This window comes from Mycobacterium sp. IDUB_19, assembly GCF_055419445.1.
In genome coordinates, this window is the sequence record NZ_JBVAXR010000017.1 from 86,729 (window position 1) to 111,548 (window position 24,820).

At 66.3% G+C, this 24,820-nt stretch carries 22 protein-coding genes and 3 tRNA genes; 6 read left to right on the top strand and 19 right to left on the bottom strand.

Annotation, left to right across the window (positions count from 1 at the left end; all coding sequences use genetic code 11):
* Positions 1–358: 358 nt before the first annotated feature.
* The 6 genes from ACZY0B_RS15565 to ACZY0B_RS15590 form a co-directional block, all read right to left on the bottom strand.
* Complete coding sequence (locus tag ACZY0B_RS15565) at positions 359–3,625, bottom strand: arabinosyltransferase domain-containing protein (protein ID WP_463765031.1); 3,267 nt, start codon at positions 3,623–3,625, stop codon at positions 359–361.
* Complete coding sequence (locus tag ACZY0B_RS15570; protein WP_463765032.1) at positions 3,625–5,565, bottom strand: galactan 5-O-arabinofuranosyltransferase; 1,941 nt, start codon at positions 5,563–5,565, stop codon at positions 3,625–3,627. The genes ACZY0B_RS15565 and ACZY0B_RS15570 overlap by 1 nt, the downstream gene beginning before the upstream one ends.
* 2 nt (positions 5,566–5,567) lie before the next feature.
* The gene (locus ACZY0B_RS15575; RefSeq protein ID WP_463765033.1) at positions 5,568–6,332 is read right to left on the bottom strand and encodes a decaprenylphospho-beta-D-erythro-pentofuranosid-2-ulose 2-reductase; all 765 of its coding nucleotides are present in this window, start codon (positions 6,330–6,332) and stop codon (positions 5,568–5,570) included.
* Entirely contained in the window at positions 6,333–7,724 is a 1,392-nt protein-coding gene (locus ACZY0B_RS15580; RefSeq protein WP_463765034.1) for an FAD-binding protein, read from the bottom strand.
* 32 nt (positions 7,725–7,756) lie between these two features.
* Positions 7,757–8,122: a GtrA family protein gene (locus ACZY0B_RS15585; protein WP_463765054.1), complete on the bottom strand. Its 366-nt coding sequence runs from the start codon at positions 8,120–8,122 to the stop codon at positions 7,757–7,759.
* 96 nt (positions 8,123–8,218) lie between these two features.
* A complete protein-coding gene (locus ACZY0B_RS15590; RefSeq protein WP_463765035.1) occupies positions 8,219–8,698 on the bottom strand; it encodes a GreA/GreB family elongation factor in 480 nt (159 codons plus the stop codon).
* A 268-nt stretch (positions 8,699–8,966) separates the two neighbouring features.
* Between ACZY0B_RS15590 and ACZY0B_RS15595 the strand changes: the two genes are divergently transcribed.
* Positions 8,967–9,686, top strand: coding sequence for a hypothetical protein (locus tag ACZY0B_RS15595; protein ID WP_463765036.1), 720 nt, complete (start codon positions 8,967–8,969; stop codon positions 9,684–9,686).
* Between the two features lie 36 nt (positions 9,687–9,722).
* On the opposite strand, the gene ACZY0B_RS15600 is transcribed toward ACZY0B_RS15595, so the two are convergent.
* From ACZY0B_RS15600 to ACZY0B_RS15630, 7 genes are all read right to left on the bottom strand, one after another.
* Positions 9,723–10,847 carry an SPFH domain-containing protein gene (locus ACZY0B_RS15600; RefSeq protein ID WP_463765037.1) on the bottom strand — a complete coding sequence of 375 codons (1,125 nt, stop codon included), beginning with the start codon at positions 10,845–10,847 and terminating at the stop codon, positions 9,723–9,725.
* A 38-nt stretch (positions 10,848–10,885) separates the two neighbouring features.
* Positions 10,886–11,146, bottom strand: coding sequence for a hypothetical protein (locus ACZY0B_RS15605; RefSeq protein ID WP_463765038.1), 261 nt, complete (start codon positions 11,144–11,146; stop codon positions 10,886–10,888).
* Positions 11,147–11,386: 240 nt separating this feature from the next.
* Entirely contained in the window at positions 11,387–12,217 is an 831-nt protein-coding gene (gene wzm / locus ACZY0B_RS15610) for a galactan export ABC transporter permease subunit Wzm/RfbD (protein WP_463765039.1), read from the bottom strand.
* A 49-nt stretch (positions 12,218–12,266) separates the two neighbouring features.
* Complete coding sequence (gene glfT1 / locus ACZY0B_RS15615) at positions 12,267–13,181, bottom strand: galactofuranosyltransferase GlfT1 (RefSeq protein ID WP_463765040.1); 915 nt, start codon at positions 13,179–13,181, stop codon at positions 12,267–12,269.
* Positions 13,174–14,013, bottom strand: a complete 840-nt coding sequence (gene wzt / locus ACZY0B_RS15620; RefSeq protein ID WP_463765041.1) for a galactan export ABC transporter ATP-binding subunit Wzt/RfbE — start codon at positions 14,011–14,013, stop codon at positions 13,174–13,176. Before wzt ends, glfT1 begins: the two co-directional genes overlap by 8 nt.
* 10 nt (positions 14,014–14,023) lie before the next feature.
* A complete protein-coding gene (locus tag ACZY0B_RS15625; protein ID WP_463765042.1) occupies positions 14,024–14,563 on the bottom strand; it encodes a bacterial proteasome activator family protein in 540 nt (179 codons plus the stop codon).
* Positions 14,564–14,575: 12 nt separating this feature from the next.
* Positions 14,576–16,546, bottom strand: coding sequence for a DUF6541 family protein (locus ACZY0B_RS15630; protein ID WP_463765043.1), 1,971 nt, complete (start codon positions 16,544–16,546; stop codon positions 14,576–14,578).
* 118 nt (positions 16,547–16,664) lie between these two features.
* Between ACZY0B_RS15630 and ACZY0B_RS15635 the strand changes: the two genes are divergently transcribed.
* Positions 16,665–17,861: a cysteine desulfurase-like protein gene (locus tag ACZY0B_RS15635; protein ID WP_463765044.1), complete on the top strand. Its 1,197-nt coding sequence runs from the start codon at positions 16,665–16,667 to the stop codon at positions 17,859–17,861.
* 87 nt (positions 17,862–17,948) lie between these two features.
* Here ACZY0B_RS15635 and ACZY0B_RS15640 read toward each other — a convergent pair whose 3' ends face one another.
* Positions 17,949–18,929, bottom strand: coding sequence for an NAD(P)H-quinone oxidoreductase (locus ACZY0B_RS15640; protein ID WP_463765045.1), 981 nt, complete (start codon positions 18,927–18,929; stop codon positions 17,949–17,951).
* 36 nt (positions 18,930–18,965) lie between these two features.
* Between ACZY0B_RS15640 and ACZY0B_RS15645 the strand changes: the two genes are divergently transcribed.
* A tRNA-Ser gene (locus ACZY0B_RS15645) sits at positions 18,966–19,052 on the top strand.
* Between the two features lie 6 nt (positions 19,053–19,058).
* On the opposite strand, the gene ACZY0B_RS15650 is transcribed toward ACZY0B_RS15645, so the two are convergent.
* The 3 genes from ACZY0B_RS15650 to ACZY0B_RS15660 form a co-directional block, all read right to left on the bottom strand.
* Entirely contained in the window at positions 19,059–20,081 is a 1,023-nt protein-coding gene (locus ACZY0B_RS15650) for a baeRF2 domain-containing protein (RefSeq protein WP_463765046.1), read from the bottom strand.
* Positions 20,082–20,177: 96 nt separating this feature from the next.
* Positions 20,178–21,413: a lipase LipE gene (lipE, locus tag ACZY0B_RS15655; RefSeq protein ID WP_463765055.1), complete on the bottom strand. Its 1,236-nt coding sequence runs from the start codon at positions 21,411–21,413 to the stop codon at positions 20,178–20,180.
* Between the two features lie 34 nt (positions 21,414–21,447).
* Complete coding sequence (locus ACZY0B_RS15660; RefSeq protein ID WP_463765047.1) at positions 21,448–22,272, bottom strand: crotonase/enoyl-CoA hydratase family protein; 825 nt, start codon at positions 22,270–22,272, stop codon at positions 21,448–21,450.
* 23 nt (positions 22,273–22,295) lie between these two features.
* On the opposite strand from ACZY0B_RS15660, the gene ACZY0B_RS15665 reads away from it, so the two are divergent.
* Positions 22,296–22,880 (top strand): TIGR03086 family metal-binding protein, encoded by a 585-nt coding sequence (locus tag ACZY0B_RS15665; RefSeq protein WP_463765048.1) that lies wholly within the window; start codon positions 22,296–22,298, stop codon positions 22,878–22,880.
* Between the two features lie 120 nt (positions 22,881–23,000).
* On the opposite strand, the gene ACZY0B_RS15670 is transcribed toward ACZY0B_RS15665, so the two are convergent.
* Positions 23,001–23,462, bottom strand: a complete 462-nt coding sequence (locus ACZY0B_RS15670; protein ID WP_463765049.1) for a DUF4334 domain-containing protein — start codon at positions 23,460–23,462, stop codon at positions 23,001–23,003.
* Positions 23,463–23,465: 3 nt separating this feature from the next.
* Entirely contained in the window at positions 23,466–24,533 is a 1,068-nt protein-coding gene (locus tag ACZY0B_RS15675) for a histidinol-phosphate transaminase (RefSeq protein ID WP_463765050.1), read from the bottom strand.
* A gap of 89 nt (positions 24,534–24,622) precedes the next feature.
* Here ACZY0B_RS15675 and ACZY0B_RS15680 point away from each other — a divergent pair.
* A tRNA-Ser gene (locus ACZY0B_RS15680) sits at positions 24,623–24,711 on the top strand.
* A 35-nt stretch (positions 24,712–24,746) separates the two neighbouring features.
* A tRNA-Arg gene (locus ACZY0B_RS15685) sits at positions 24,747–24,819 on the top strand.
* Position 24,820 lies beyond the last annotated feature (1 nt).

Here is a 24,820-nt window from a genome sequence, read left to right on the forward strand (position 1 = left end):
TACACGGCCTTTTGCCAGAAGACGGACCGGTACCGCGCGGCGCGTCCGGACCGTATACGTGTTGCCCGGGGGATGAAAAAACCGGGCTGCACCCGCAGACCGGTCGCGGATGTCCGGGGACGGATGTTTCTTGGGACAGGGCGCAGTGCCACACCTGGTACGGCGTCGTCTGGGGGCATGGGAACGCTGCCCCCGGTATTTGGGAGGGATCCGGTCCGCCGCCGCCGGAGGCGTTGCAGAAGCCATGGTGCGGCTTTCCCTTCATGTGTTCGGGAACACCGTGATCGATGGCTGGGCGGCGCCCCGGCCGCCGTCGCCGCCGTGCAGCCCGTTCGTCAATTGCCTGCCGGGGCTCTAGCTAGCCCCGGCGAAGCGGAGCCGGGTCCCATAGGCCGCTGCGCGTAGCCGTCCCCAACTGCAGACGGGCGGGCTGGGCGTTGGGGTAGTACGGCGTCAGGCGTTGCAGCGAGCCCCAATCGCGCGACCAGTCGTCCTTGAGATAGGTGGCCATCGTGGTCGCCTTCGCCAGCAACTCGGTGACACCAAGCGGCCCACCGCCGTTGTTGTCCATCACCGGCGAGTTGGCCTCGGCGCCGAACCGGTCCGGCAGGATGCGCCATTTCGGTGCTTCGTCCACACCGTTTTGGTGGCCGAATGGTCGCTGGCACGGGAACGCCAGACCCACCAGCCAGTCCAGGAACACGGGGTCCGCCGAACCCACTACCTGCTGCAGCGTGTGCAGCTGGGGAATCCGCGGCGACGTCACCGCGATCCAGTGCTGTGGCGCCAGATCCTCATCGTTGGCGACCAAGCGGACCTGGGTGGCGGTGTCGGGAATCAGCGACAACGGCAGCCGCAAGTTGCGCCACGCCGGGGACGCGCCGACGTCGAAGAATTGGAACGACCCGCCCGGGTGTCCGCTGGCCGCCTGCTCATCGGTGGCCCACTGCAGCTGCACCTCACGGGGATCGAATCGACCGGCCGCCGACACCACCAGCAGCGGCTTCGCCTTGTCACGCGGCGGCAATCGGTACCAACCCGAGCGCAACATCGCCGGTACCTGGATGCCGGACCGCCAGCTGCCCAGCACCGGAGTGTGCGCCGGATCAAGGTTGTAAGGCAGCTGGGCGCGTGAGCCGTTGACACCCGGCGCGGCGCTGGTACCGCCCTCGGTGCCGGCCTCGCTGGTGGTCGTCTTTCCGTCTTCGTTGATGAAGCTGCGGTCGCCCGGACGCTCCATCACCGGGTCGGCCGAGATGTCGGCGGGAATACCGTTGGGGGTGAAGGCTTCTGACAGCCCGGCACCCAGTGCATCGCCCACCGAGCCGGACACCGGCGACAGCATGCCGGCGTTGGGATCCTGCTCCACCATGACGTCCTCGGCCAGTCCACAGGACTTGCCGGCCAGCGCCTCCAGATTGGACCGGCCCACCGACCAGGCGGGGTACTGTCCGGTCATCGCCAGCGTCAGTGAGACGACTTCGAACGTGACGAGCAGCCACGCCGCAATTGCCAACGGGGACTGAACAATTCCGGCCATCCGCGCCCCGATGCGGGTTTTGGGAGGGCCGTTGCCGGGGGACATGAAGTGGAACCAGGCCGACAGCAGTAGTACCAGCAGGGTCAGGCCGAGCAACGCGGTGGCAAACGCATAGTGCCATGCCGGGAATGAATTCGACCATGGCACACCGAAATTGGAGACATACCACCAGCCGTTGACGCTGGCGAACGACAATGCCACCAGGAACAGCACCGTCGCGGCGAACACGGTGCGGTTGCGGCGCGAGCGCATCGCCACACTCGTCACCGCGACCGCGGCCAGCGCACCGAGCGAGCCGGCCAGACCGGCGAACACGCCGAAGTGGTGTGTCCATTTGGTCGGGGTGAACATCATCGCGAGGAACGAGATGATCGTGATGCCGACGATGCGGCGGCTCGGTCCGGCGGCGGTGCCCGGAATTCGGCCCTTGCGCAACGACATTGCCACCGTGATGCCCAGTGCGAGCAGCACCGCCAGCACCGCGAAGCGACGGGCGACGGATCCGTCGGGGCTGGCCATGAACAGCCGCTCGTAGCGGATGTGTTCGTCGAACCAGCTCAGGCTGGGTCCGAGCGCCCGCTTGAGCGCCGTCGCCTGCATCTCGCCGGCCAGCGTCTGGTCGCGGAAGATCAGGATCACGGTGACGGTGGCCGCGGCGGCGATCGGCGCCAGCAGTGGCAGCACGCCGAACTGTCTGGATCGTCGGTGCACGATGGTGCGCAGCGGCCCGATCGCGACCAGCAGGGCGCCGATGGACGCGATGCCGGTCGGCCCGGAGAACAGCGTCAGCGCGCCGATGATGCAGGCGATCGCCACCGGCAGCAGTCGATTGGTGGCCACCGCCCGTTCCACCGAACACCAGGTCAGCAGAATGCCGAGGGCGATGATCGGCTCGGGGCGCAGCCCGTTGTCCAGCGGCAACCAGGTCGCCAGGAACAGTCCCGCCGCTGTCCACGCCGCCGCACGGTTGGCCTTCACGGCGTGGCCCAGCCGGGGGATGACCTCGCGGCTGATCGCCCACCAGCAGGTCAACGCCATCGCCAGGGTGGGTAGCCGCATCCAGACGCTGTTTGTGCTGACATGCGCCCACAGCGCCAACAGGTCGTAGTACCAGCCGAAGGGCGCCTCCGGCGTGCCCAGCCAGCGGTAGTAGTTGGCCATGTACCCGGCGTGCTCGGACACCCGGGCCATGGTCAGGATGTAGCCGTCGTCGGAGGTGTTGGCCCCGACGAAGTGCCACCACACCAGTACGGCGATGACGAGCGCGTCGAGAGCGCCGATCGACCACCACCGCGACGGCAGGAAGCGGCGGTGCCGGGTGCCGTCGGCGGTGTCGAGGAAGTGCAGCGCGATCAGTGCGACGGCGGTCAGCAGCACGCCGAGGATCATCGCGGCCATCTTCAGCGGCGTCGGGCTGCTGCTGTAGCGGGTGTCGACGGTTGCCGAGAAGCTCAGACCCGGCGGCGTCGGTCCGGCCAGGTCGGTGAACACCCCGACGATCTGCGGCCGGAAATCGTAGCCACTCTTCTCCCCGCGCAGCGGCGAGCCGGGATGCTCGGAGTTGGGCCCCTGGGTCAGCCCGACGAATTCGGCGGTGATCCGGTCGGCGTGCGCGGTGAAGGTCAGGCGCTGGCAGGCCGGGCTGAGCACCTGGCTCAACGGGGCGGTGACCACCGGGACGTTGCGCACGACCAGCACCAGCTCGTCGTTGGCGCGCAGGATCAGCAGCCCGCGGTCGACGGCTTTCGGAGCCTGCTTGGGCACCGTCGACACCAACACCGTCTTGCCGGCGCTCTGGGGTCCGGCCAGCCCGGCAGCGGCCGCACACGGGATCGAGATGTTCAGCTCGGTGGCCACATATCCGATCAGCGGCGCGTCGACGCTTTCGAAGCTGCCGTTCTGTGGCCAGTTGAGCTGGGCGGTGGTTTGGTTGACCGGCAGCAGGGGCGTGGCGATCGCCAGCAGGGCTCCGAGCAGACCGGTGACGACCGCCACGACGCGAGCGATCCGGTGACTTGCTCCCGCGCCCTTCACGGACGTAGATGGTAGTTCTTCGGCCAACTCACGCGAGGTCTCGGTAGCCATCAGCGGCCGGCTACCGGTTGGGCCGCCGGCCGGCGGATGGCCAGCACAAACGGGCCGATGCTTTGCACGGCGAACCGTGGGTCGTCGAACAGCGCGGCCCGCAGCTCGACGGTGTAGCGACGAACGTTGGGCTGGTTGGGATAAACGTCCTCGGCCAACCGCAGCGAGTAGTTGTTGTTAGCGCCCCGGCGCATCAGGAACACCGTCGGCGGTGGCCAGGGCGAGGTGTCCAGCGCGTGGATGAACTCGCCGGGGCTCTTGAGGTCGGACCACTTCTTGATCTGCGCGGCCCGCAGGTCGAACTGCGCCAGCGGGTTGGCGTAGTGCGACGTCAATCCCTGGAAGCCCCAGTACGGGTAGTAGGACAGGAAGCTGTAGTCGGCGGTCATCACCACCGTTTGATCCCGCGGATTCCCGGTGACGCCCACGATGGCGGCATCGATGGCGGAGTAGAACTTCTCCGAGCCCGCCGGTCGCCGGTCGCCGCGCTGGCCGTGGCCGTCGGTGTCGGTGTAGGCGATCGTGAGATCCGGCCGCAGCACGTCGGGGATGTCTTGGCTGAACGCGATCGCGGCGGTCAGCCCGATCGCGCCGGCCACCGGAACGATCGCGCGGCTTCGGTGTCTTAGCGCAAGCGTGGCCTCGATGAAGCCGAACACTCCGGCGGCGACCAGCAGCACGCTCAAGGTCGGCTGTAGCCGGAACGACAGCAGCGTGGTGCGCGCCAGCGTGGTCAGCATCGACAGCAGCGACCACAGGTAGATGGCCAGCACGCCGACGGTCAGGGCCCCGGCACGAACGGACCCGCGGGCCCGCACGACCAGCCACAGCGTGCCGATCATGCAGATCGCTCCGAGCAGCGAGAACTGCAGCATCGGGAAGGTCAGCTCGGCGCCGTCGGCCGGCAGGTAGTGGAACGCGCTGCCGCTATCGCTGACCGGGTCGTGGAGCGCGCGCACCAGGAACGGCAGCCAGGTGGTGGCCCCGATGGCGGCGGCGATGACGGCGATGACGGCGACCCGGCGCAGCGGGTCGAGCGCGGCTTTGAACCCGGACCGCCGCCAGCGGGACACCACCAGCACCAGCGCCATCAGCGCGATGGTGAAGGCGGTGTAGCCGAACAGAAGTGAATACCAGGTGGCGGTGAAGCCCAGGAACAATCCGGCGCCGATCACCGCGGCCCAGCCCGTTCTCGGCGCACCATCGCCGAGTGTGAAGCTAGCTTCACGTTCGGCCCCCAGCGCGCGATCGCCGGCGCGTAACCCCGACCAGGTCAGCAACAGCACCGGCGGCAGCAGCACGGTGATCATCGCCGCGTAGGGCTCCGGCGAGCTGTAAGCCAGCGCCACCGCGGCGGTCGCCGTCGTGACGATCAGCGCGTATTCGAACCGGATCATCCGCCACCACAGCACCAGCGCGACGGCGATCGCGATCGTGATCGAGGTGATCGCCCACGGCTTGTACATCTCCCATGCGGGCATTCCGGTCCAGGCCGCCGCGCGCCCGCCGATCCAGAACCAGCCCGGGGGATAGAACGACGGCAGCCCGAGATAGGTCATGTCGTGCAGGGCGGCGCTATCGGTGAGCCGCGTCAGGTACTCGGTGCGGAACTGTTGGTCGACGGAGATGCCGAACAGATACAGCTTGGTGGCCCCCAGCGGCATGCCCAGCGTCACGACGGGAAACGCCGAGACGAACACCAGCCCGCCCAGCTGGGCCGGCACCCGCCACCGGCCGGACCGCCGCCACAGCCAGCCGACGCCCACCAGCGCGACCAGGCAACCGACCTGACCGACAGTGGTCAGCGCATGCAGCTGGTTCGACGAAGGAAAGGCGGGCCACTGGACCCGCCCGATGGCGATCAGCGAGATCACCGAGACGACGGCGGCCACCACCACCGCCGCGAACATCTGGCCGAGGCTGGCCAGCGCGTTACGCATGATCAGATGGGCAGCTTGCGGAAGATGGGTCGCGGGATGTGTCGCAACACCATCATCACGTACCTGAATGCTGCTGGCGCCCAAACCAATTCCTTACCCTTTGCGGACGCTGTCACTGCGAGGTTGGCGACATACTCTTTGTCGACGGTGAGCGGCGCTTCTTTGACATGCGCGCTCATCCGGGTTCGCACCTGGCCGGGGCGGATCACCAGAACGCGAACCCCGTACTCGCGCAACGCCTCTGTCAATCCGAGGTAGAAGCCGTCCAGACCGGCCTTGGTGGAGCCATAGACGAAGTTGGACCGCCGCACCCGCTCTCCGGCGGCCGAGCTCATCGCGATGATCTGGCCAAAGCCCTGGGCGCGCATTTTCTCGCCCAGCAGCACTCCCACGGAAACGGCTGCGGTGTAATTGATCTCGGCGGCAAGCACGGCCTTGTGCTGGTTCTGCCACAGCTCCTCGGCATCCCCGAGGATGCCGAACGCCACGATCGCCACGTCCACGTCGCCGTTGGCGAAGGCCGCGTCGATCATCTTGGGGTGGGTATCGGGCTCGGTGGCCTCGAAGTCGATCAGCTCGACCGAGCGCGCACCTGCGGCCTTCATCTGCGCGACGGCGTCGTCACGGCCGGGGTCAACGGGCATGGCGGCCAACAGGATTCGCGCATGCGCGTTCTGCAGATAACGCTCGCAGATCGCCAGCCCGATCTCGGAGGTACCGCCCAGCAGCAGGATCGTCTGCGGGTTTCCTACGGCGTCGAGCACCATTTAGAGCAGCTCCAAACGTCGGGCCATGTCGGAGGCGAAGACCCGGAGCGGGTCGGCCTTGCGGCGCACGGCGATCCACTCGTCGATGCGGGGATACATGGCGTGAAAGGTTTCGGCGGTGGTGCGTGAATCCTTGGCGGTGTAGACCCGCCCGCCGAATTCGAGCACCCGGCGGTCGAGTTCGTTGAGAAACTCGTTGACACCGGGCTTGTTGGGGAAGTCCATCGCGACGTTCCACCCGGCCATCGGGAAACTCAGCGGTGCGCGGTTGCCCGGGCCGAAGAGCTTGAAAACATTCAGCGCCGAATAATGGCCCCGCGTCTGGATCCATCCGATGATGGCCTTGAATTCGTCCATCGCGTCGGATGGGACCAAGAACTGATGCTGCGCGAAACCCGTTGGCCCGTAAGCATTATTCCAGCCGCTGACCAGGTCGAGCATGTGATAGAACTGCGACAGATTCTGGATCTTGCCGGTGTAGGTTCCGCCCAGCCGGTAGTACACCTCGCCGATCGCCATGAACGACAGCTTGTTCATGGCGCTGACCGGAAATACGTTGGGCACCGTCAACAGGTGCGGCGCGTCGAATTTCAGCGGATTCTTGGCGAGCTTTGCCGGCAACTGATCCAGCTTCGCCAGGCTGCCCCGGCTGACGGCGGCGCGGCCGAGCTTTGGCGGCGGGCTGATCAGGTCGAACCAGGCGCTGGAGTACGTGTAGTTGCTTTCGCTGCCGTCGATGTGCACGGCGACGGTTTCGTCGAGGTCCTTGGTGGCCACGCCGTCGGCGATGAAGTACGCCGTTTCGGTCGGCGTCATCGCGATGGTGGCGCGCAAAATGATCCCGGTCAGCCCGTTGCCGCCGACGGTGGCCCAGAACAGCTCGGCGTCCGCGGTAGTCGGGCCGTCGGGGGTGATCGTGCGGACGGAGCCATCGGCCATCAGCAGGTCCATCGACCGCACATGGCTGCCGAAGCTGCCCGCGCTGTGATGGTTCTTACCGTGGATGTCGGAAGCGATCGCGCCGCCGACGGTCACCTGACGGGTTCCCGGCAGCACCGGCACCCACAGCCCGAACGGCAGCGCGGCTTTCATCAGTTGGTCCAGGCTGACGCCGGCGTCGACGTCGACCAACTGGCTGTCGGCGCTGATCGAGTGGATGCGGTTGAGCACCGTCATGTCGATCACCAGGCCGCCGCCGTTTTGCGCGTTGTCCCCGTAGGACCGGCCCAGCCCGCGCGCGATCACGCCCCGGCCGCCGGAATCGGCCACCCGGGCCACTGCCTTGGCAATCACCTCGGGATCGGGCGTCGAGAGCACCTGGGCCACCGACGGCGCGGTGCGGCCAAAGCCCATCAGCCGGGTGGTGGTGGTCGGAAAGTCGGCGCTGAACATCGTCAAAGAGGGTACCGCTTGCTCGGGAAGGGTCAGTGGATGCGGAAGATTACGACTCGCTGCACGATGAAGTTGATCACCGTGGCGGTGCCCTGCGCGATCACGAACGCGACGAGTATCGCCCACCCCCCGTAGTGCAACAACACCAGGCACAGATGGTTGAGACCGACCTGAACCGCGAAGGTGATGGCATAGAGAACCATGACCCCGACGAACCGCGCGGTGCTCGGTGCGGCCTGGAATGTCCATCGGCGGTTGATCAGGTAGGCGGTGATGGTCCCGACGACGAAACTGATGGCCTTGGACAGGTCAACCTGCAGGCCCACCACTTTGTAGAGCGTCGCGTACAGACTGAAGTCGACGACGGCCGCCAGCCCGCCGGTCACCACGAAGCGCAAGATTTGCGTGGTCAGACTCAGGCGCGCCGGCGCGGTGTCGGACTCTGGGGGAAGCATTGGGGGAGTTTATCGGGGGCGGGTGCGCCCCAGCGGCAGCTAACGGGGCAGCTTCAGCGCGATCAGCTCAACCTGGCTTTCGCCCTGCGGCGTCGAGTAGGTGACCGTGTCGCCCGGTTTGTGCCCGGCCAGCGCCTGGCCCAGCGGACTGTGGGAGGTCAGCGTCTCGGCCTCGCGGCCCACCGGGGTCTCTTCGACGATGGAGATCACGTGCATCTTGACGACTTCACCGTCGGCGAATCGCAAGGTCACCTCGGTGCCACCGGGCAGCGTTTCGTCTTCGTCCGAGTGCGATGGCCCCGTCCGCAGCCGCCGGTCCAGTTCGTTGATCCGGTCGCCGAGAACAACCAGCTCATCGGCCCGCTGGATCGCCTCCGCCGCGTCGCCGTGGTCCCCGATCATGCCGCGGTCGTTTTTGACCTCGGCCTCGAGGAGTTCGCGCCGCTGCCGCAGCCGATCCAGCTCCGCGGCGAGGTTATCCCGCGCCGCATCCGCCACCGATTGGACTTTTTTCGCCACGTCCGCCGACCTTTCACGTGCGCCCGGTTGGTTTCGCCAATTATTCATTCATACGCCTGCAAAAGCGCGAGCTCGTTTTTTCTGACGTCGAGTGCGGGCGCTGTGGCGGCGCGTGAAGCAGCCATGCGCGGCGCGACATCCGCGGTCGCACTGATGAGCCCTTGCGGCTCCGGTACCTGATGCACTGCTTATATGAGATTTACGTGAGCAAGGTCATACTCGCGCTAGTATCTGCCCTCAATAACTCCGGGGCGAGAGAGCAGGCCGCATGGACTATGGGCTGCTGCCGCCGGAGGTTAACTCCGGGTTGATGTATGCGGGTGGCACCGACACCGGCGGCCTGACCGTGACCGGTGGCGGCACTTTGTCCGACGGCGGGACGCTGACGGTCGCGCACGGGGGCACGCTGACTGTGAGCACGGGGGTCGGCACCGATACCGGCGGCTTGACGGTGACCGGTGGTGGCACGTTGTCCGACGGCGGGACCGTCACCGTCGGCCATGGCGGCACCCTCACCGTGAGTACGGGTGGCACCGACACCGGCGCCCTTACCGTGACCGATGGCGGCTCCGTCAACGACGTCGGTGCGGCCACCGTCAATACCGGCGGCGCGATCACCCTTAATGGCACCAGCGACCTGACCATCGACGCGGGCACCCTGACGGTCAACGACGGTGCAAACGTGACCGTCAATATCGGCGCCACCCTGCCCATCCAAAATGGGGGCATTTTGACCATCGGCCCCAACGAGGCCATCACCCTCGGTCCGGGTGGTTCGGCCGGGCCCCAGGGGCTTGTCGGCACTGCCTTTATCGCGCCGGCGGTACCGACGCCCGCGACGGATCCCGGGCTTGCCAGCACCTTGGCGACACCAGGGCTGGCGGGGACCTCGGGACTTTCGGGAATTCAGGGAGACTCGGGAAACCTAGACGTGCTGCGGGACATGCGCTGGGATGCACTCTGGGACGTGTTGTTCGACTCCGTCTAGCGAAATTGGTTGCAGCACAGCATAATTCGCGATGTCCTAGTGTGACGGGGCGTCCGTGGTTCCGGTGAAGGTCGCGTCGTCCTCGGACTCGACGATCTCGCCGCGCAGCGCATCGAAGATGGCCATGCCCTGTGAAACCAGCCCGGCGGCGACTTGGCCGAGGCCTTCGGCGCCATTGAGCACCGTGAGATTGGAGTTCGACAGGCCGATCGCAGCCTTCTCGACGATTTGAGGTAGCTGGTCGATGAGTGCCTTGTCCAGCGCGACGCGGTTGTGCGACGCCGCCGCCTCGGCCAGGATCTTCATCTTCTCGGCGTCGGCGACAGCCAAGATCCGGACGCGCTCGGCTTCGGCCTCCGCGGGCTTGACCACCTCGGCGACCAACTCCTGCTGGCGCAGTTCGGCAGCGCGCTGGGCCAGTTCGGTGCGCATCGCCAACACCTCGCGCTGAGCCTCGGCTTCGGCCAGCGGGCCGGACTGGGCGGCCTCCGCCTGCGCCTTGTCGACCTCGGCCTTGTACTGGGCCTTGACGACAGCGGTCTGACGGGCGAATTCGGCTTGCTGGCGCTGTGACTCCTGCTCGGCCTCCGCGGCCTTCTGGTTCGCCTGGGCCTGCGCGATCTGCGCCATCTGCTGGATGGCCGCGTTGTGCGGCGCCGACATCGCGTTGATGTAGCCGAGCCCGTCGTCGTCGATGGACTGGATCTGCAGCGCGTCGACGGTCAGCCCGATTCGGGCCATCTCCTCCTTGGAGCCGTCGAGCACCTCGGTGGCCAGCTTCTGCCGTTCGCGGATGATCTGCTCGACGGTCATCGAGCCGATGATCGAGCGCAGGTGGCCGGCGAAGATCCGACCGGTGAGCACGGCCATCTGGTCCTGGTCGGACAGGAACCGCTGCGCGGCGCTGATGATGCTCTCGTTGTCGTTGCCGACCTTGAAGGCGATCACCGACCGCACGTTCAAGGTGATGCCTTGCTGGGTGACGCACTTTTCGGCGACCTCGGCCTCACACATGGCCAGGGTCAGGAATCGCGCCTTGCGAAAGATCGGAAGGATGAAGGCGCCGTGGCCGGTCACCACGCGGAACGGAGCGTTGCTTTTGGCTCTGCCGCCGGAGATCAGCATCGCCTCGTCGGGGGCGGGCACCTTGTAACCGAGCATTGTTGGACTCCTTGCAGTTTCGCTGTTAGTCGGAAATGTCAGTCGTCGTCGAGGTCAGGTGAGGTGCTGCCCGGCTGGTTCCACGGCTCGACGACCACCGTCCGCGGGCCCCGAGCTTCGACCACCAACACCTTGGTGCCCTTCGGTAATGGTTCGTCCGACCACGCCAATAAGGTCTCCTTCGAGCCCCGCACCGTCACCAACACCTCGCCGGCGCCGTATGCACCGCGGGTCGCCACGATCAACGTCCCAACGCAACCGATTACCGAGACGTCGCTCACGATCGCATATTCCTCCATCGACGGGCTCCTGCGTCGAGTTTCGGCTTCTTTGCTCGCAAGGATAGGCGCTGGCACCGCGATCCGTTCACTGTCGCACAGGTTGCGCATATGAAGCCTTTCGCCGTGTGCCAGCGCCTGCCAAATCGCCTGTTGTTCAGGAGGTTTCCTGTCAGCTCAGCGTCTGACGAATGTCTGGGCGGATTCTCAAAGGATCCTTGGCGAACAGCGGTGACCCGGCCGGAGCGCCGAGGTAACCCGCTAGACCCAGTACGGCACCCGGGCGCGGTATTGGCGCATCGCGAACGCCGCCAGTATCCAGCCGACGGCGGTCAGCACCAGAACTACTTCCCAGTGCCGCAGCTCCTGATGGGCGCCCAGCAACGGCGCCCGCAAGATGTCGAGGTAGTGCAACAGCGGGTTGAGTTCGACGATGCTCGCCCAGCGCCCGGCGCCCTGCTGCCGCAACGTGTCGTCGTTCCAGATGATCGGCGTCATGAAGAACAGCAGCTGCACAATCGAAAACAGCAGGGGACCGATGTCGCGATAGCGAGTCGCCAAGATGCCGAAGCACAGTGACACCCAGATGCAATTGAGCACGATCAGTCCGAGCGCCGGAATCACCGACAGATCGGCCCATGACCACGGTTTCGGAAAGATGATCGCGACGACGAGATAGATGACGATGTTGTGCGCGAACAGGATGATCTGCCGCCACACCAGCCGATAGACATGCACGCTCAACGGCGTCGGCAATTGTTTGATCAGCCCCTCGTTGGCGACGAACACGTCGGCGCCTTCCAGGATGGCGGCGTTGATCAGGTTCCAGATGATCAGGCCGAGGGTGACATAGGGCAGGTGCACGGCCAGGTCGAGGTGGAACAGCTTCGAATACAGCCCGCCCATCGCGACGGCTGTGGTGCCGGTCGCGATGGTGATCCAGAACGGACCGAGCACCGAGCGGCGGTACCGCTGCTTGATGTCCTGCCAGCCCAGGTGCAGCCACAGCTCGCGACGGCGGAATCCGTCGACCAAGTCGCCGCGGGCCCGGGTAAAGGTCCGCGACTGTGCGGCGGCGTCGACGAATGTCATGTGCGCCACCCCTCCTCATCGCTCCGCTCTGCATCGTCGATGGCGCGTGTCATGTGGATCCTCCAGGCTTGCCGAATTGCTCACGACGTCCCAAGCGGCGCAACCGAATCCAGTCCAGCAGACCCTTGGGGTCGCGCCGGGAGATCAGGAAGAACCAACCGAACCGAACCCACTCCTGAACCAGCAGTTTGCGCAGACCAGGCTGCGACAACAGATAACCGCGGTTGCGGTAGGTGTAGAACCGCTTGGTGGGGTTGTCCGGATACTGGGTGTGCATGCGGCCGCCCAGGATCGGCCGGAACTCGTCGGATCCGCAGGGATGCAGGTAAACCGTATCGAGGCAGGTCCCGAACGGCAGGCCGGACCGCGCCAGCCGGCGGTGCAATTCCACCTCGTCGCCACGGATGAACAGTCGCATGTCCGGGACGCCGATGGCGTCCAGGGTGGACGCCCGGAACAACGCGCCGTTGAACAGCGACGCGATCCCGGGCAGTAGGTCCTGCCCGGCTTCGGTGCGCAATTCGCTTGCGCGCCTGCGCCATACCAGGCCACGCCGCAGCGGGAACGCCAGTCGCTCCGGGTCGTCCATATTGCACACCATCGGCGACACCTCGGCCAGGGCGTACTTCTCGGCGCAGGCCAGCAGCGTGGCCAGCACCTGGGAGTCTTGCGGGCGACCGTCGTCGTCGGCCAGCCACACCCAATCGGCACCCTGCGCCAGTGCGTGCAGCATGCCCAGCGCGAAACCGCCTGCGCCGCCAAGGTTTCGGCGCGACGCCAGGTAGGTGGTCGAGATCGGCTGGGCGGCAACCAGGTCGCGGATCCGGCTATCCGCACCGCCGTCGTTGTCGACGACGATCAGGTGATCGGGCAGCCGGGTCTGTGCGCTGAGCATGCCCAGCGACTTGGTGAGTTCGTCTGGGCGCCGGTGGGTGACCACGACGGCGAAGATGGATTCACTCATCCCCGGAAGCGCTTTGTGCCAGCGGGTTGTCGGCCTGGATTTGCACGCGGGTCTCTTCAAGCACCTCGCGGACGTGTCTGGCCGCGTCCTCGCCCTCGTAGGCGCGCACCACGTCTTCGATGCCACCGCACATGCGGATGACGCCATGGTCGATCCACATCGCGGTCTTGCACAGCCGGGCCAGGAATTCGTTGGAATGGCTTGCGAAAACCAGGATCCCGGACCGCTCCACCAACCCCTGCAATCGCGATTGGGCCTTCTTCAGGAAGTCGGCGTCCACGGCGCCGATGCCCTCGTCGAGCAGCAGGATCTCGGGGTCGATGCTGGTGACCACGCCCATCGCCAACCGGACCCGCATCCCGGTGGAGTAGGTGCGCAGCGGCATCGCCAGGTAATCCCCGAGCTCAGTGAACTCGGCGATCTCGTCCACCTTGGCCAGCATTTGTTTGCGGGTCTGCCCCAAGAACAGGCCGCGGATGAGGATGTTCTCGTATCCGGAGATCTCGGGGTCCATCCCGACGCCGAGATCGAAAACCGGCGCGACCCGGCCGGTGACCTTCGCCCAGCCGCGGGTGGGCTCGTAAATGCCCGAAAGTAGGCGCAGCAGCGTCGATTTCCCGGCTCCGTTATGGCCGACCAGACCGACTCGGTCGCCCAGTTCGAGCGACATGGTGATGTCGCGCAACGCCTCGACGACGACCACGTTGGAGTTGTTGCGTCCGATCGTGCCGCCCGCCTTGCCCAGGAAGGCCTTCTTCAGCGATCGCGACTTGGCGTCGAAGATGGGGAATTCCACCCACGCGTTGTTGGTCTCGATATGAGGAGCAGGCACCGTTATCTGCTTACAGGTATTGCCCGGTGCCATGTCCGGGTACGTGGCTCGATCGCCCGATTCCGGGGGGCAGGGCTCCTTGGCGCATCTGCTCGAGCTGGGCGCGGGCGGCCATCTGCTGGGCGAACAGCGCGGTCTGGATGCCATGGAACAGCCCCTCCAGCCAGCCGACCAGCTGGGCCTGTGCGATGCGCAACTCCGCGTCGGACGGCTCGGCGTTCTCGTCGAACGGCAGGGTGAGGCGATCGAGTTCGTCGCGTAGCTCGGGCGCCAGACCCTCTTCGAGCTCGCGGATGCTGGTGGCGTGGATCTCACGGAGTCGTTTGCGGCTGGCGTCGTCGAGCGGTGCCGCACGCACCTCTTCGAGCAATTGCTTGATCATGGTGCCGATACGCATCACCTTGGCGGGCTGCTCGACCAGATCGGTCAGGGAGCGGTCGTCGGAATCCTCGTCGTCGGCCGCAGCGCGAATCGCCATGATCCGCGGATCGACGCCACCGATGATCTCGACGCCGTCGGCGTCGTTGCCGCTAGTCAATCCGGTCACCATCCTCTTGTACGTCTAGGGGCGGGGCGGTGTGGCATTTCCGCGCCATTCGTAGATCTTGGCCCCACCATTGTCGTAGATCAGCGCCCACGACTTCGATTTATCCAGCGACACTAGTCCGTCGGGTACGGCGAACCCGCGAACCGTGGGCGAGCTGGTGTAGATGTACCGGATGTTGAGCGCCTTGATTGCCTCAACCACCCTCGGATCGGAATCGCCGTGGTTGGCGAACGCCCAGAAGACGTAGCGCTGCGGTCCCGGCCCGGTCTGCTGGGGATAGTCGTAATGGGTCCATAGCGGGTGCAGGTCGGCCACCGCGTACATCCACGCGGTGCCGTCGGTGTTGGCGTTGCCGATCAAGGTGTCGCGTGCACCGGGCAGTTTCGACAGATACGTCATGGCCATCAGGTCGCGCTGGTCGATCATCACCGAGTCGTATTTGTCGCCGAACAGCACCAGGTGTCGATAGAAGTAATGCCGCGCGGTGAACACGGTCGTCAGTACCAGCAGGACCGCGGTTGTCGTGACCCAGACCGGTGCAGGCAGCTGCTTGAACCGGCCGGTGATTCGCTTGGCGATCGCGACCACGAGCACGACCGCCCCGAACAGCGCGACGGCCGCCATCGGCGTCACCAGCATCGTCACCACGGACGTCAGCCGGCGCGGATCGTTGTAGAAGAACTGGCTGAACTCCTCGATCGCGGCGCCGAACGCGTTGTGAAACGGCGCCCCCGAGTAGATCGTCGCCACGGTCAGCACTACCCAAATCGCCACCGGCCACCAGATGCGCTTGTACAGCAGATACGCCATGCCGAGGTAGACCAGCATGACCAGGCCGTATTGGGTGGGGAAGTCGTTGAGGTGGCGGGTGTGCAGCAGTAGCGCATCGATAACGCCCTGCTTGGCGCTCTTGAAGCTGGGGAAGGCGTGCCCGGCGATGATGTCGGCCTGCTTGAGTACCCCGATGAACTGGGGCGCCAGGATCAGCCCGGTGGGCACCGCCGTGGCGGCCAGGATTCCGACGTCGGCGAGCCGGCCGCGGACCGGATGCCACAGCACGTCCAGTAGCCACCAGCCCAACAGGAACAAGATGACGATGAAGCCGCCGGTCAGGTGTACCGACAGCACGCCGACCAGCGCCAGCACGGCCAGCGGAATGCGGTCGCGATGCCGCAGCGTCGAGGTGACCAAGGCGAACGTCGGGATCGCGACGCCGTAGGCCGCCAGGTTGGGCATCGCGGCCACACCGAACTCGACGTAGGGCACCGAGGTGAACGACGCCGACAGCGCCGCGGCGGTGGCCGCGACCGCGGCCGTGCGTCCCGCGGTCGTCATGGGGCGCAGCAGATGCCAGGTCAGGATCGCCGCGCTGGTCGGAAACAGCCACACCGAGGCCGCCACCGAGCTCAGGGTGTAGCCGGTGGTCGGCGCCGCACCGGTGAGCTGGCAGAACACCGCGGTCAGGGCGTGGAACACCGACGGGTAGTACAGCGCCTGGTGGGTGTCGACGTTGCGCAGCTCGCCCATGTGGGTGGAGGACGCCTGGCCGGTGTCGAGCATGAAGCGCACCTCGTTGGCGTGCCACACCGCATCCCAGGTGCTGGGAACGGACTGCCAATGCGTGATGCCGCGATAGGCCGCCCACATGATCAGCAGCGTGCCCAGTAGCACACCGGCGGCCACCGCCAGCGCGGGCCAGCCGCGGATCCCGCGCGCCTCGGCGTCGGTGTCGCGGTAGCGGGCGAGTAGCACCTGCAAACACGTCACCACCACGCACACGACGGCCAGCGCGGCGAGCGCAGTCCAACCGTTCCAAGGGATTCCGAGCGCACCGTAGGGAATGATCGCCAGCGCGACGACACCGTAGGTCAGCGCCGGGCCAACTGCGACCGCGATGGGCCACGTTAGCTGGGCGATACGCGCAACAATTGTCCCCGGGGCGATCAGCAAAAACAGTGCGATCAGCGTTCCGAACCAGAGCCCCACTCGACTAGTATGGCTGGCCGGGTGACTTGGCTTGGGAAGCCACCGGCTGGCTCTAACGTCTGTGGCACCCACTACCGTCACAATTTCGCGGAATTGCGGAAGCTCTAAGGTGGCTGGCATGGCTTATGACGTCGCCCGGGTGCGCGGACTGCATCCGTCCCTGGGTGACGGATGGGCGCACTTCGATGCGCCGGCCGGCATGCTGATACCCGATTCCGTCGCGACCACCGTCTCCACGGCGTTCCGCAGATCCGCTGCCAGCACCGTGGGTGCGCACCCGGCCGCGCAGCGCAGTGCGGCCGTGCTGGACGCGGCCCGGACGGCCGTGGCAGATCTGTTCAACGCCGACCCGGCGGGCATCGTGCTGGGCGCCGATCGCGCGATCCTGTTGTCCTCGTTGGCCGAGGCGTCATCCTCGCGCGCCGGCCTGGGGTACGAGGTGATCGTCAGCCGCCTGGACGACGAGGCGAACATTGCCCCGTGGCTGCGGGCCGCGCACCGCTACGGCGCGAAGGTGAAGTGGGCCGAGGTCGACATCGAAACCGGTGAGCTACCGACATGGCAGTGGGAGAGCCTGATTGGGAAGTCGACGCGGCTGGTGGCGGTCACCTCGGCGTCGGGAACGTTGGGCACGGTCACCGATCTGCGGGCAATGACCAAGCTGATCCACGACGTCGGCGGGCTGGCGATCGTCGATCATTCCGCGGCGGCGCCCTACCGACTGCTCGACATCAAAGAAGCCGAGGTCGACGTGGTCGCGGTGAACGCTCTGGCGTGGGGCGGCCCGCCGATCGGCGCGATGGTGTTCCGCGATCCGGCGCTGATCAACACGTTCAGCTCGGTCTCAGCCGATCCCAATGCCACCGGCACGGCCCGGCTTGAGGTGGGCGCGCATCAGTTCGGTCTTCTGGCCGGCGTGGTCGCCAGCATCGAATACCTTGCGGCATTGGATGAGTCGGCGCGCGGCAGCCGGCGCGAGCGGCTCTCGGTGTCGATGCAATCCGCTGCCTCGTATCTGAACCGGATCTTCGACTATCTGATGGTCTCGTTGCGGTCGTTGCCGTTGATGATGCTGATCGGTCGCCCGGAGGTGCGGATACCGCTGGTCAGCTTCGCGTTGCAGGGCGTGCCCGCCGAGCGGGTCGTTCAGCGCTTGGCGGACAACGGAATTCTGGCCGTCTCCAACGAGAGTTCACGCGTGCTCGATGCGCTGGGCGCCAACGACGTTGGCGGCGCGGTGACCGTCGGGCTGGCGCATTACTCGACGATGGCCGAAGTCGATCAGCTGGTGCGCGCGCTGGCGTCGCTGGGTTAGACGCTCGGCCGTCATTTCCTGGAGTGTGCGCTGACGGCGCCCACCTCGCACACTGGCCGCCCTGGGCGCACACTCGACGGCTGACAGTTAGACGGCCAGCACGATCTTTCCGTGCACGTCGCCCGCCACCAGCTGCTGGTGGGCTTCTGCCGCTTGCTGAATCGGCATGCGCGCACCGATGAACGGCCGAACCCGGCCGTCGGCAATCATCGGCCACACGGACGCCGTCACCGCGGCCACGATCTCGCCCTTACTGTTCGGGCCGCTCACTGGCCGGCCGCGCAGCGTGGTGCCGATGACCCGGGCGCGTTTGGCCAGCAGCTTGCCGATGTTGAGCTCGCCCTTGAGACCGCCCTGCATGCCGATGATGACCAGCTGTCCGTCGGTGGCCAGGGCGTCGAGATTGCGGTCCAGGTAGGAGGCGCCCATGATGTCGAAGATCACGTCGGCGCCGCCGGCCTCCTGCAGGCGCGCGACGAAATCCTCGTCGCGATAGTTGATGGTGATCTCGGCGCCCAGGTCGCGGCAGGTCTGCAGCTTCTCCTCGGACCCTGCGGTGACCGCCACCCGGGCGCCCAACGCGCGTGCGACCTGAATCGCGTGGGTTCCGATGCCGCTGGCCCCGCCGTGCATCAGCAGCAGCTGGCCCTCGCGGAGATGGGCGGTCAGCACCAGATTCGACCACACCGTGCAGGCCACCTCGGGCAGCCCCGCGGCGTCCTCCAGGTCGACGCCGTCGGGAATCGGCAGCACCTGTGCGGCGGGTACCGCGACGTACTCGGCGTAGCCTCCGCCCGCTAACAGCGCGCAAACTTCCTGTCCGACAGCCCATTCCGTGACACCGGAGCACAATTCGGCCCCGATTTCTGAAATGACGCCGGACACTTCCATGCCGATGATGTCGCTGGCTCCCGGCGGGGGCGGATACTTGCCGGCGGCCTGCAGCACGTCGGCGCGGTTGACGCCGGCCGCGGTGACCTTGATCAGCACCTCGCCGGGCCCGGCTGAAACGTCGGATACCTCTTGCCAGACGAGTTGATCGGAGGATTCGGCGACGATGGCGCGCATGCGGGCCACGGTACTAGCCCCGTTACCCTTGTCAGCGGTGGCGTGGCAGAGCGGCCTAATGCACTCGCCTTGAAAGCGAGAGACGGCTAAAACCGTCCGGGGGTTCAAATCCCTCCGCCACCGCGGTGTTCAGCGGCGAGCCTGATGCGGTGTCGGCGCGTAGCGAAGGACGGCGCCGATTCCGTCCGCGGGAGCAATCCGCTCATCGGTGCGGACCAGCGTGGCCCCGACCGAAATCGCCAACAGCGGCAAGGCTTCGTCGGCGCGCAGCGTCTTAGCGGCAGCGGCGCCCTGCTTGGAAACCACGTCGGCGCTCGGCGCGACAGCGGTCATGCCCTCGTCGGCGACCACGGTGGCGTCGCCGATCTCGCCGATGATCATCGTGTCGATTGTTCCCTGACGCAGGGCAGCGCAGACCGCACCGAGTCCCTCGACAGCCAGCCCGGATCGCCGGCCAAGCTCGTCGGTGAAACGCTCTGCCGCAGTGTCCATCGCACTGCGGCGTTGCGACAGCAGGGTGGAGTCGATGGCCCGTTGAATCTCCTCGATGTCATATCCGCCGCGCCGGACCGCGATCGGCAGCGACGTCACCCGCTTCCGGATCCGGTCTGGCAGTGCTGCCAGCAGACTCGACCGGGACTCCTCATCGCCAACCAAGAACAGTGCGCTGAACGACGTGTCGTGCACGAGTTCGCTGATCCGGTCCGCAACGTCGACTTCGATGGCTTCGGAAAGCCGCGTGGCATCACAGTGGCTGGTGATGAGCGCGCCGGTCCGGTCGGCCACCACCAGCAAATAATCTGACTGCGTAACGCCGTATTCGAGGACCGGGACGATATACGGCAATTCGGAGACTCGGGCGATCGGCTGGGCAGTCGGCCGGAGTAGGTACTCGTTGACCAGGACCCCCGTCGCGCCGGCAATCACCGCGCGCCCGCCGCGGCCGATCGGCAAACGCAGGTGCAGGACCGCGTGCTCGATTGCCGCGGTGATTGTTTCGGTTGCCCCTTGCAGCCGAAGTTCTTCGCGCAGGGCGCGCCATTTCAGCTCGAGCCCAGGGCTGGGGTCGCCGTCGTCCGCCGAGTCCTCGAAATAGACCGACGCGAACGGCCCGGGCGCACTGAGCAACTCGCGGAAGCGGCCCGAATCCATGCACCATTGTTGCCCGAAAGGCTCAAACCCGACTAGTGCAGCGTCGGTGCGTAGCGAAGGACGGATGCAAAACACGTCTTAGGAGCGGTCGCGTCCTTAGTCGGTAGGGATCTGTGCCGCGATGGTGTTCATCAGCGCGGTGTAGCGGCGCAGTTCCGGGTCGCGGCCGGGTTTGCCGCTGCTGATCAGACCGGCGGCCAGGTTGCGCTCGGGGTCGGCCCACATCGCGATATTGCTCAGACCGAGATTGCCGAAAGCGGCCGGCGCATTGCGCCCGAACGGCCCCCATCGGTTCGTGCCGAGGATGAAGCCCGTGCCCCAGCGGGCCGGCATCAGACCCACCGCGAAATCCGGCCGCAACCGTCGGGATTCGGCGACCGCGCCCCGCATCGTTTCCGCCTGCAGTACCCGCACACCGTCGAGTTCGCCGTAGCGACGCCAGATTTCGGCGAAGCGCGACATCTCGTCGGCGGTTGAGACGGTGTTCGATGACGGGACCACTGTGGTCAGATAGCCCGGGGTGTTCGTATAGGGAATCATTTCGTGCACGGTTCCGCCGATCGCCTTACGGAAGATCTGGGCGATCACCGGCGGCAGCGTCTGGCCGGTGGCGTGACTCGGCGCGACGAGTGGGACGTCTTGTTTGTCGACGCCGAAGTTCGTCCACCGGAACGCCAATGGGTCAAGGATCTCGGTAGCCAGAATCTCGCGAATGTCCTTGCCGGTGGCCGCGTAGACGATCTCGCGCATCAGCGGACCCCAGGTCAGTGCGTGGTAGATGTGCACCAGCCCCGGCCGGTACAGCGGTCGCAGCTTGGCGAGCTGTTCCTGCGCGTACTCGTGGTCGTCGGCGCGTTTCAGGTCCGGCTTGGGCCCCGTCGCAAACGGGACACCCGCGCTGTGGGTCAGCACATGCCGGATCGTGGTGCGGTCCTTGCCGTGACTCGTGTAGCTGGGGAGGTAGTCGCAGACGCGGTCGTCGAGCGAGAACACCCCGCGTTCGGTGAGCATGTGCACGACGGTCGCGGTGATGCCCTTGGACGCCGAGTACACGCAGAACGGTGTGTCCGTGGTGACGGGGACCTTCTCGGCGTCCGGCGCGTCGGTGGGCGCATTGCCCCAGCCGTGGCCGATCGCGCGGTTGAGCACGACGCGACCGCGATGCCGGATGCACAACTGGATCGCCGGGTGCATGCCGGCCTGATACCAGTGGCGGGCGGCCTGCCAGATGCGTTCGACGGCGGCGCTGTCGATTTCCGAGCGGTCCTCTTCGCCGACCGCGGTGACCGAGTCCAAGTCGGCCGGGACACGGATCTTGCCGTCTGCCGTCATCGTTGCCACCCCCGCGAGGGTACGTGGAGCGCGGCTACTCCCCGGTGAACTGCGGCGGACGCTTGGCGAACGTCGCCGATATGCCCTCGGTCAGGTCTTTGGAAGGCAAGAAGGCCGCGTTCCAGGTGGCGACATAGCGCAGGCTCTCGGAAACCGCGGAGATGCGCTGTTGGTCCAGCACGTCCTTGATGCCGTACACCGTCAGCGGCGGGTTGGCGGCGATGTCCGCGGCCGTCGCATGCGCCGCGGCCAGGGTCTTGTCGGCGTCGTCGTACACGTCGTTGACCAGGCCGATTTTCTCGGCGCGGGCCGCGTCGATGTCCCTGCCCGTCAATGCCAGCTCCCGCAGATGGCCGTCGTTGAGGATCAGCGGCAGCCGGGCCAGGCTGCCGACGTCGGCGACGATGGCGAGTTTGACCTCGCGGACCGAGAACTTGGCGTCGGCGCTGGCGTAGCGGATGTCGACCGCGGAGATCAGGTCGACGCCGCCGCCGATGCACCACCCGTGCACCGCGGCGATGGTCGGGGTGCGGCAGTCTGCCACCGCGGTGATCGCGCCCTGCATGCGCTTGATCTCGGCATGGAAGTCGGTGCGCGGGCGGGCCAGCGCACCTTCGGCCAGCACCCCGGCGAACGCCCCGCCCATCGCCGGGACGTCCAGGCCATAGCTGAAGTTCTTGCCCGATCCGGTGATGACGATGGCACGCACGTGGCGGTCGGCGTCCAGTGTCGCGAACACCTCCGGCATCTCCGACCAGAAGGCGGGCCCCATCGCGTTGCCCTTACCGGGTCCGATCAGCGTCACCTGCGCAACGTGGTCTTTGATCTCCACGGTGACGGATTCGTATGTATCGCCCATATCGAGACCGTAGCGTGGCGGATATGCCTCGTGATTTGCGACCCGGACCAGATTCTCCACCGGCCGACGAGCTGCAGGGCGCCGAAGACACCCTCGGGGTGCTGCAGCACGTGCTGCACACCATCGCCGGCGACGACATGGCGCGGCAGACGCCCTGCTCGGAGTACAACGTGACCCAGTTGACCGAGCATCTGCTGAAATCGATCACCGGCATCGGCGGCATGGCGGGCGCGGAGTTCCCGCAGCGCGAACCGAGCGACTCGGTGGAACGGCAGATCATCGCCGCGGCCCGGCCCGCCTTGGATGCTTGGCATCATCGCGGCCTGGACGGCAGCGTGCCGTTCGGCAAGGGCGAGATGCCGGCCAAGTCGGCGTGTGGCATCTTCTCGATCGAATTCCTGGTCCACGCTTGGGATTACGCGAGAGCCGTGGGCCGCGACGTCGACGCGCCGGAACCGCTGGCCGAGTATGTGCTGGATTTGGCGCAGAGCACCATCCGACCGGAATTCCGCGGCACCGCCGGGTTCGACGACCCGGTCGACGTGCCCGCCGATGCGAGCGCCCTGGACCAACTCGTCGCGTTCACCGGCCGCAACCCCGCCGGCTAGCTACGGCGAGTGCGCGCTCGCGGCTTCGAGTGTGCGTTCAGGGCGGGAAAACCGCCGAAATCCCGCCAAGGCCGCACACCCAAAGCCCTATGCGCACACGGCGAAAGCAGCAGGCCCGAGCTACACCCGCTCGAGGTAGAAGTAGTAATAGCGGCCGTTATCCCGGACACCCTTGCCGTTCATGATGCCCATCACGGTGTCGTCGTCGACCGTCTTGAAGTGATCGTGCACGGGCTGGCCGTCGTAGACCATCGTCGCGGTGATCTCGCCGCGGAAGTCCTCGAGCCACAGGCTGGCCTCGCCCTTGCCCATCTCCTTGTTGGAGAACTTGTTTCCGTCGGCGTCCAGGCAGACCAGCGGCTGGACGTCGTGGGCGGACTTGAACGTCTTGCCGTACCAGCCGGCCTTCTCCAGCTGCCCGTTCATCATGTGACCGGTGACGAACTCGCCGCCCTTCCACTCGCCCATCATGCCGTCGATCGTCGCCGGCGGAAGGCTCGCCCAGAAATCGTCGAGCTCGGCGTCGTCGATCTTGCCGCTGCGTTCCTTGAACTCATCGAACTTCTTGCGGGCAAGGCTCATTCGTCAGACCTCCGGGTGTGTGATCCAGTCGCGGGCAAACGCCAGCAGCGCATCGTTTTCGTCCGGCGCACCGATGGAGACGCGGGCCCCGTCGTTGCCGTATTGGCGAACGACAATCCCCGCGTTGGCCGCCTGCGCGACGAAATCCTGAGTGCGGGCTCCCAACGGTAGCCAGACGAAGTTCGCCTGCGACGGCGGCAATGTGAATCCGGCATCGCGCAACTGCGCGCTCACCCGAACGCGGTCGGCGACCAGGGCGTCGGTGCGGGCCAACAATTCGTCGGCGGCGTCCAGCGACGCGATGGCGGCGGCCTGCGACACGCTCGTGACGGAGAACGGCACGAATACCTGGTCCAGCGCGGTGATCAGGTCCGGGTGGCCGATCGCGTAGCCGACGCGCAGGCCCGCCAGTCCGTATGCCTTCGAAAAGGTCCGCAGCACAACAACGTTGCGCCGAGAACGGACCAAACCCAGGCTGTCGGGCAGCATGCCGTCGCGGATGTATTCGACGTAGGCCTCGTCGATGGCGATGACGATGTGCGGCGGAACGGCCTCGACGAAGCGGGTCAGCGCGTCCGGGTCGACGACCGTGGAGGTCGGGTTGTTGGGGTTGCAGACGAAGATCAGCCGGGTGCGTTCGGTGATCGCGGCGAGCATCGCGTAGAGGTCGAAGGTGTGGTCGGTCAGCGGCACCTTGATGGCCGTCGCGCCGGCGACCTGGACCTGCGGGGGGTAAAGCTCGAAGCTGCGCCATCCGAAGATCACCTCGTCGCCGGCCGAGGCGGTGATCTGAACAAGCTGCTGGCACAGGCTGACCGAGCCGGCGCCGACGGCGATGTGCTCGGGTTCGAAACCCGAACCCAGATGCTTGGCCAGTGCCGCTTTGAGTTGCACACAGCCGTTGTCCGGGTAGCGGTTGACGATGTCGGTAGCTTGCGCAATGGCGGCGCGAACACTGGGCAGCGGGCCGAACACCGTCTCGTTGCTGGCCAGTTTCATCGAACCCGGAACCGTCTTACCAGGAACATAAACTGGCAGCCCTGCCAGCTCTGGCCGTAGGCGGGCAGTCATTTCGACAGCATATGTCCCTGCTGTGTACGCTATGCCTCCGGCGGTTCAGGGACGCCCGCACTGTGTCGGGTACCCTCAGGAAGTCCAAGGGAGGCGTGCCAGAGCGGCCGAATGGGACTCACTGCTAATGAGTTGTCCCCCTTAAAGGGGACCGGAGGTTCAAATCCTCTCGCCTCCGCTGAGTCCTTTCGAGGACAACACAACTGAAGACCGGCGCCCGTAGCTCAACGGATAGAGCATCTGACTACGGATCAGAAGGTTGGGGGTTCGAATCCCTTCGGGCGCGC

What these genes read in the sequence shown, in the direction of transcription:
- ACZY0B_RS15595 (WP_463765036.1), top strand. Translation starts at nt 8,967, where the DNA reads ATGGACTATGGGCTGCTGCCGCCGGAGGTTAACTCCGGGTTGATGTAT.
- ACZY0B_RS15670 (WP_463765049.1), bottom strand. Translation starts at nt 23,462, where the DNA reads ATGAGCCTTGCCCGCAAGAAGTTCGATGAGTTCAAGGAACGCAGCGGC.
- ACZY0B_RS15675 (WP_463765050.1), bottom strand. Translation starts at nt 24,533, where the DNA reads ATGACTGCCCGCCTACGGCCAGAGCTGGCAGGGCTGCCAGTTTATGTT.
- ACZY0B_RS15640 (WP_463765045.1), bottom strand. Translation starts at nt 18,929, where the DNA reads ATGCGCGCCATCGTCGCCGAATCCTCCGATCAACTCGTCTGGCAAGAG.
- ACZY0B_RS15600 (WP_463765037.1), bottom strand. Translation starts at nt 10,847, where the DNA reads ATGCTCGGTTACAAGGTGCCCGCCCCCGACGAGGCGATGCTGATCTCC.
- ACZY0B_RS15580 (WP_463765034.1), bottom strand. Translation starts at nt 7,724, where the DNA reads ATGTTCAGCGCCGACTTTCCGACCACCACCACCCGGCTGATGGGCTTT.
- ACZY0B_RS15570 (WP_463765032.1), bottom strand. Translation starts at nt 5,565, where the DNA reads ATGCGTAACGCGCTGGCCAGCCTCGGCCAGATGTTCGCGGCGGTGGTG.
- ACZY0B_RS15605 (WP_463765038.1), bottom strand. Translation starts at nt 11,146, where the DNA reads ATGGAGGAATATGCGATCGTGAGCGACGTCTCGGTAATCGGTTGCGTT.
- ACZY0B_RS15660 (WP_463765047.1), bottom strand. Translation starts at nt 22,272, where the DNA reads ATGGGCGATACATACGAATCCGTCACCGTGGAGATCAAAGACCACGTT.
- lipE (WP_463765055.1), bottom strand. Translation starts at nt 21,413, where the DNA reads ATGACGGCAGACGGCAAGATCCGTGTCCCGGCCGACTTGGACTCGGTC.
- ACZY0B_RS15650 (WP_463765046.1), bottom strand. Translation starts at nt 20,081, where the DNA reads ATGGATTCGGGCCGCTTCCGCGAGTTGCTCAGTGCGCCCGGGCCGTTC.
- ACZY0B_RS15625 (WP_463765042.1), bottom strand. Translation starts at nt 14,563, where the DNA reads ATGGTGACCGGATTGACTAGCGGCAACGACGCCGACGGCGTCGAGATC.
- glfT1 (WP_463765040.1), bottom strand. Translation starts at nt 13,181, where the DNA reads ATGAGTGAATCCATCTTCGCCGTCGTGGTCACCCACCGGCGCCCAGAC.
- ACZY0B_RS15665 (WP_463765048.1), top strand. Translation starts at nt 22,296, where the DNA reads ATGCCTCGTGATTTGCGACCCGGACCAGATTCTCCACCGGCCGACGAG.
- wzm (WP_463765039.1), bottom strand. Translation starts at nt 12,217, where the DNA reads ATGACATTCGTCGACGCCGCCGCACAGTCGCGGACCTTTACCCGGGCC.
- ACZY0B_RS15565 (WP_463765031.1), bottom strand. Translation starts at nt 3,625, where the DNA reads ATGGCTACCGAGACCTCGCGTGAGTTGGCCGAAGAACTACCATCTACG.
- ACZY0B_RS15635 (WP_463765044.1), top strand. Translation starts at nt 16,665, where the DNA reads ATGGCTTATGACGTCGCCCGGGTGCGCGGACTGCATCCGTCCCTGGGT.
- ACZY0B_RS15575 (WP_463765033.1), bottom strand. Translation starts at nt 6,332, where the DNA reads ATGGTGCTCGACGCCGTAGGAAACCCGCAGACGATCCTGCTGCTGGGC.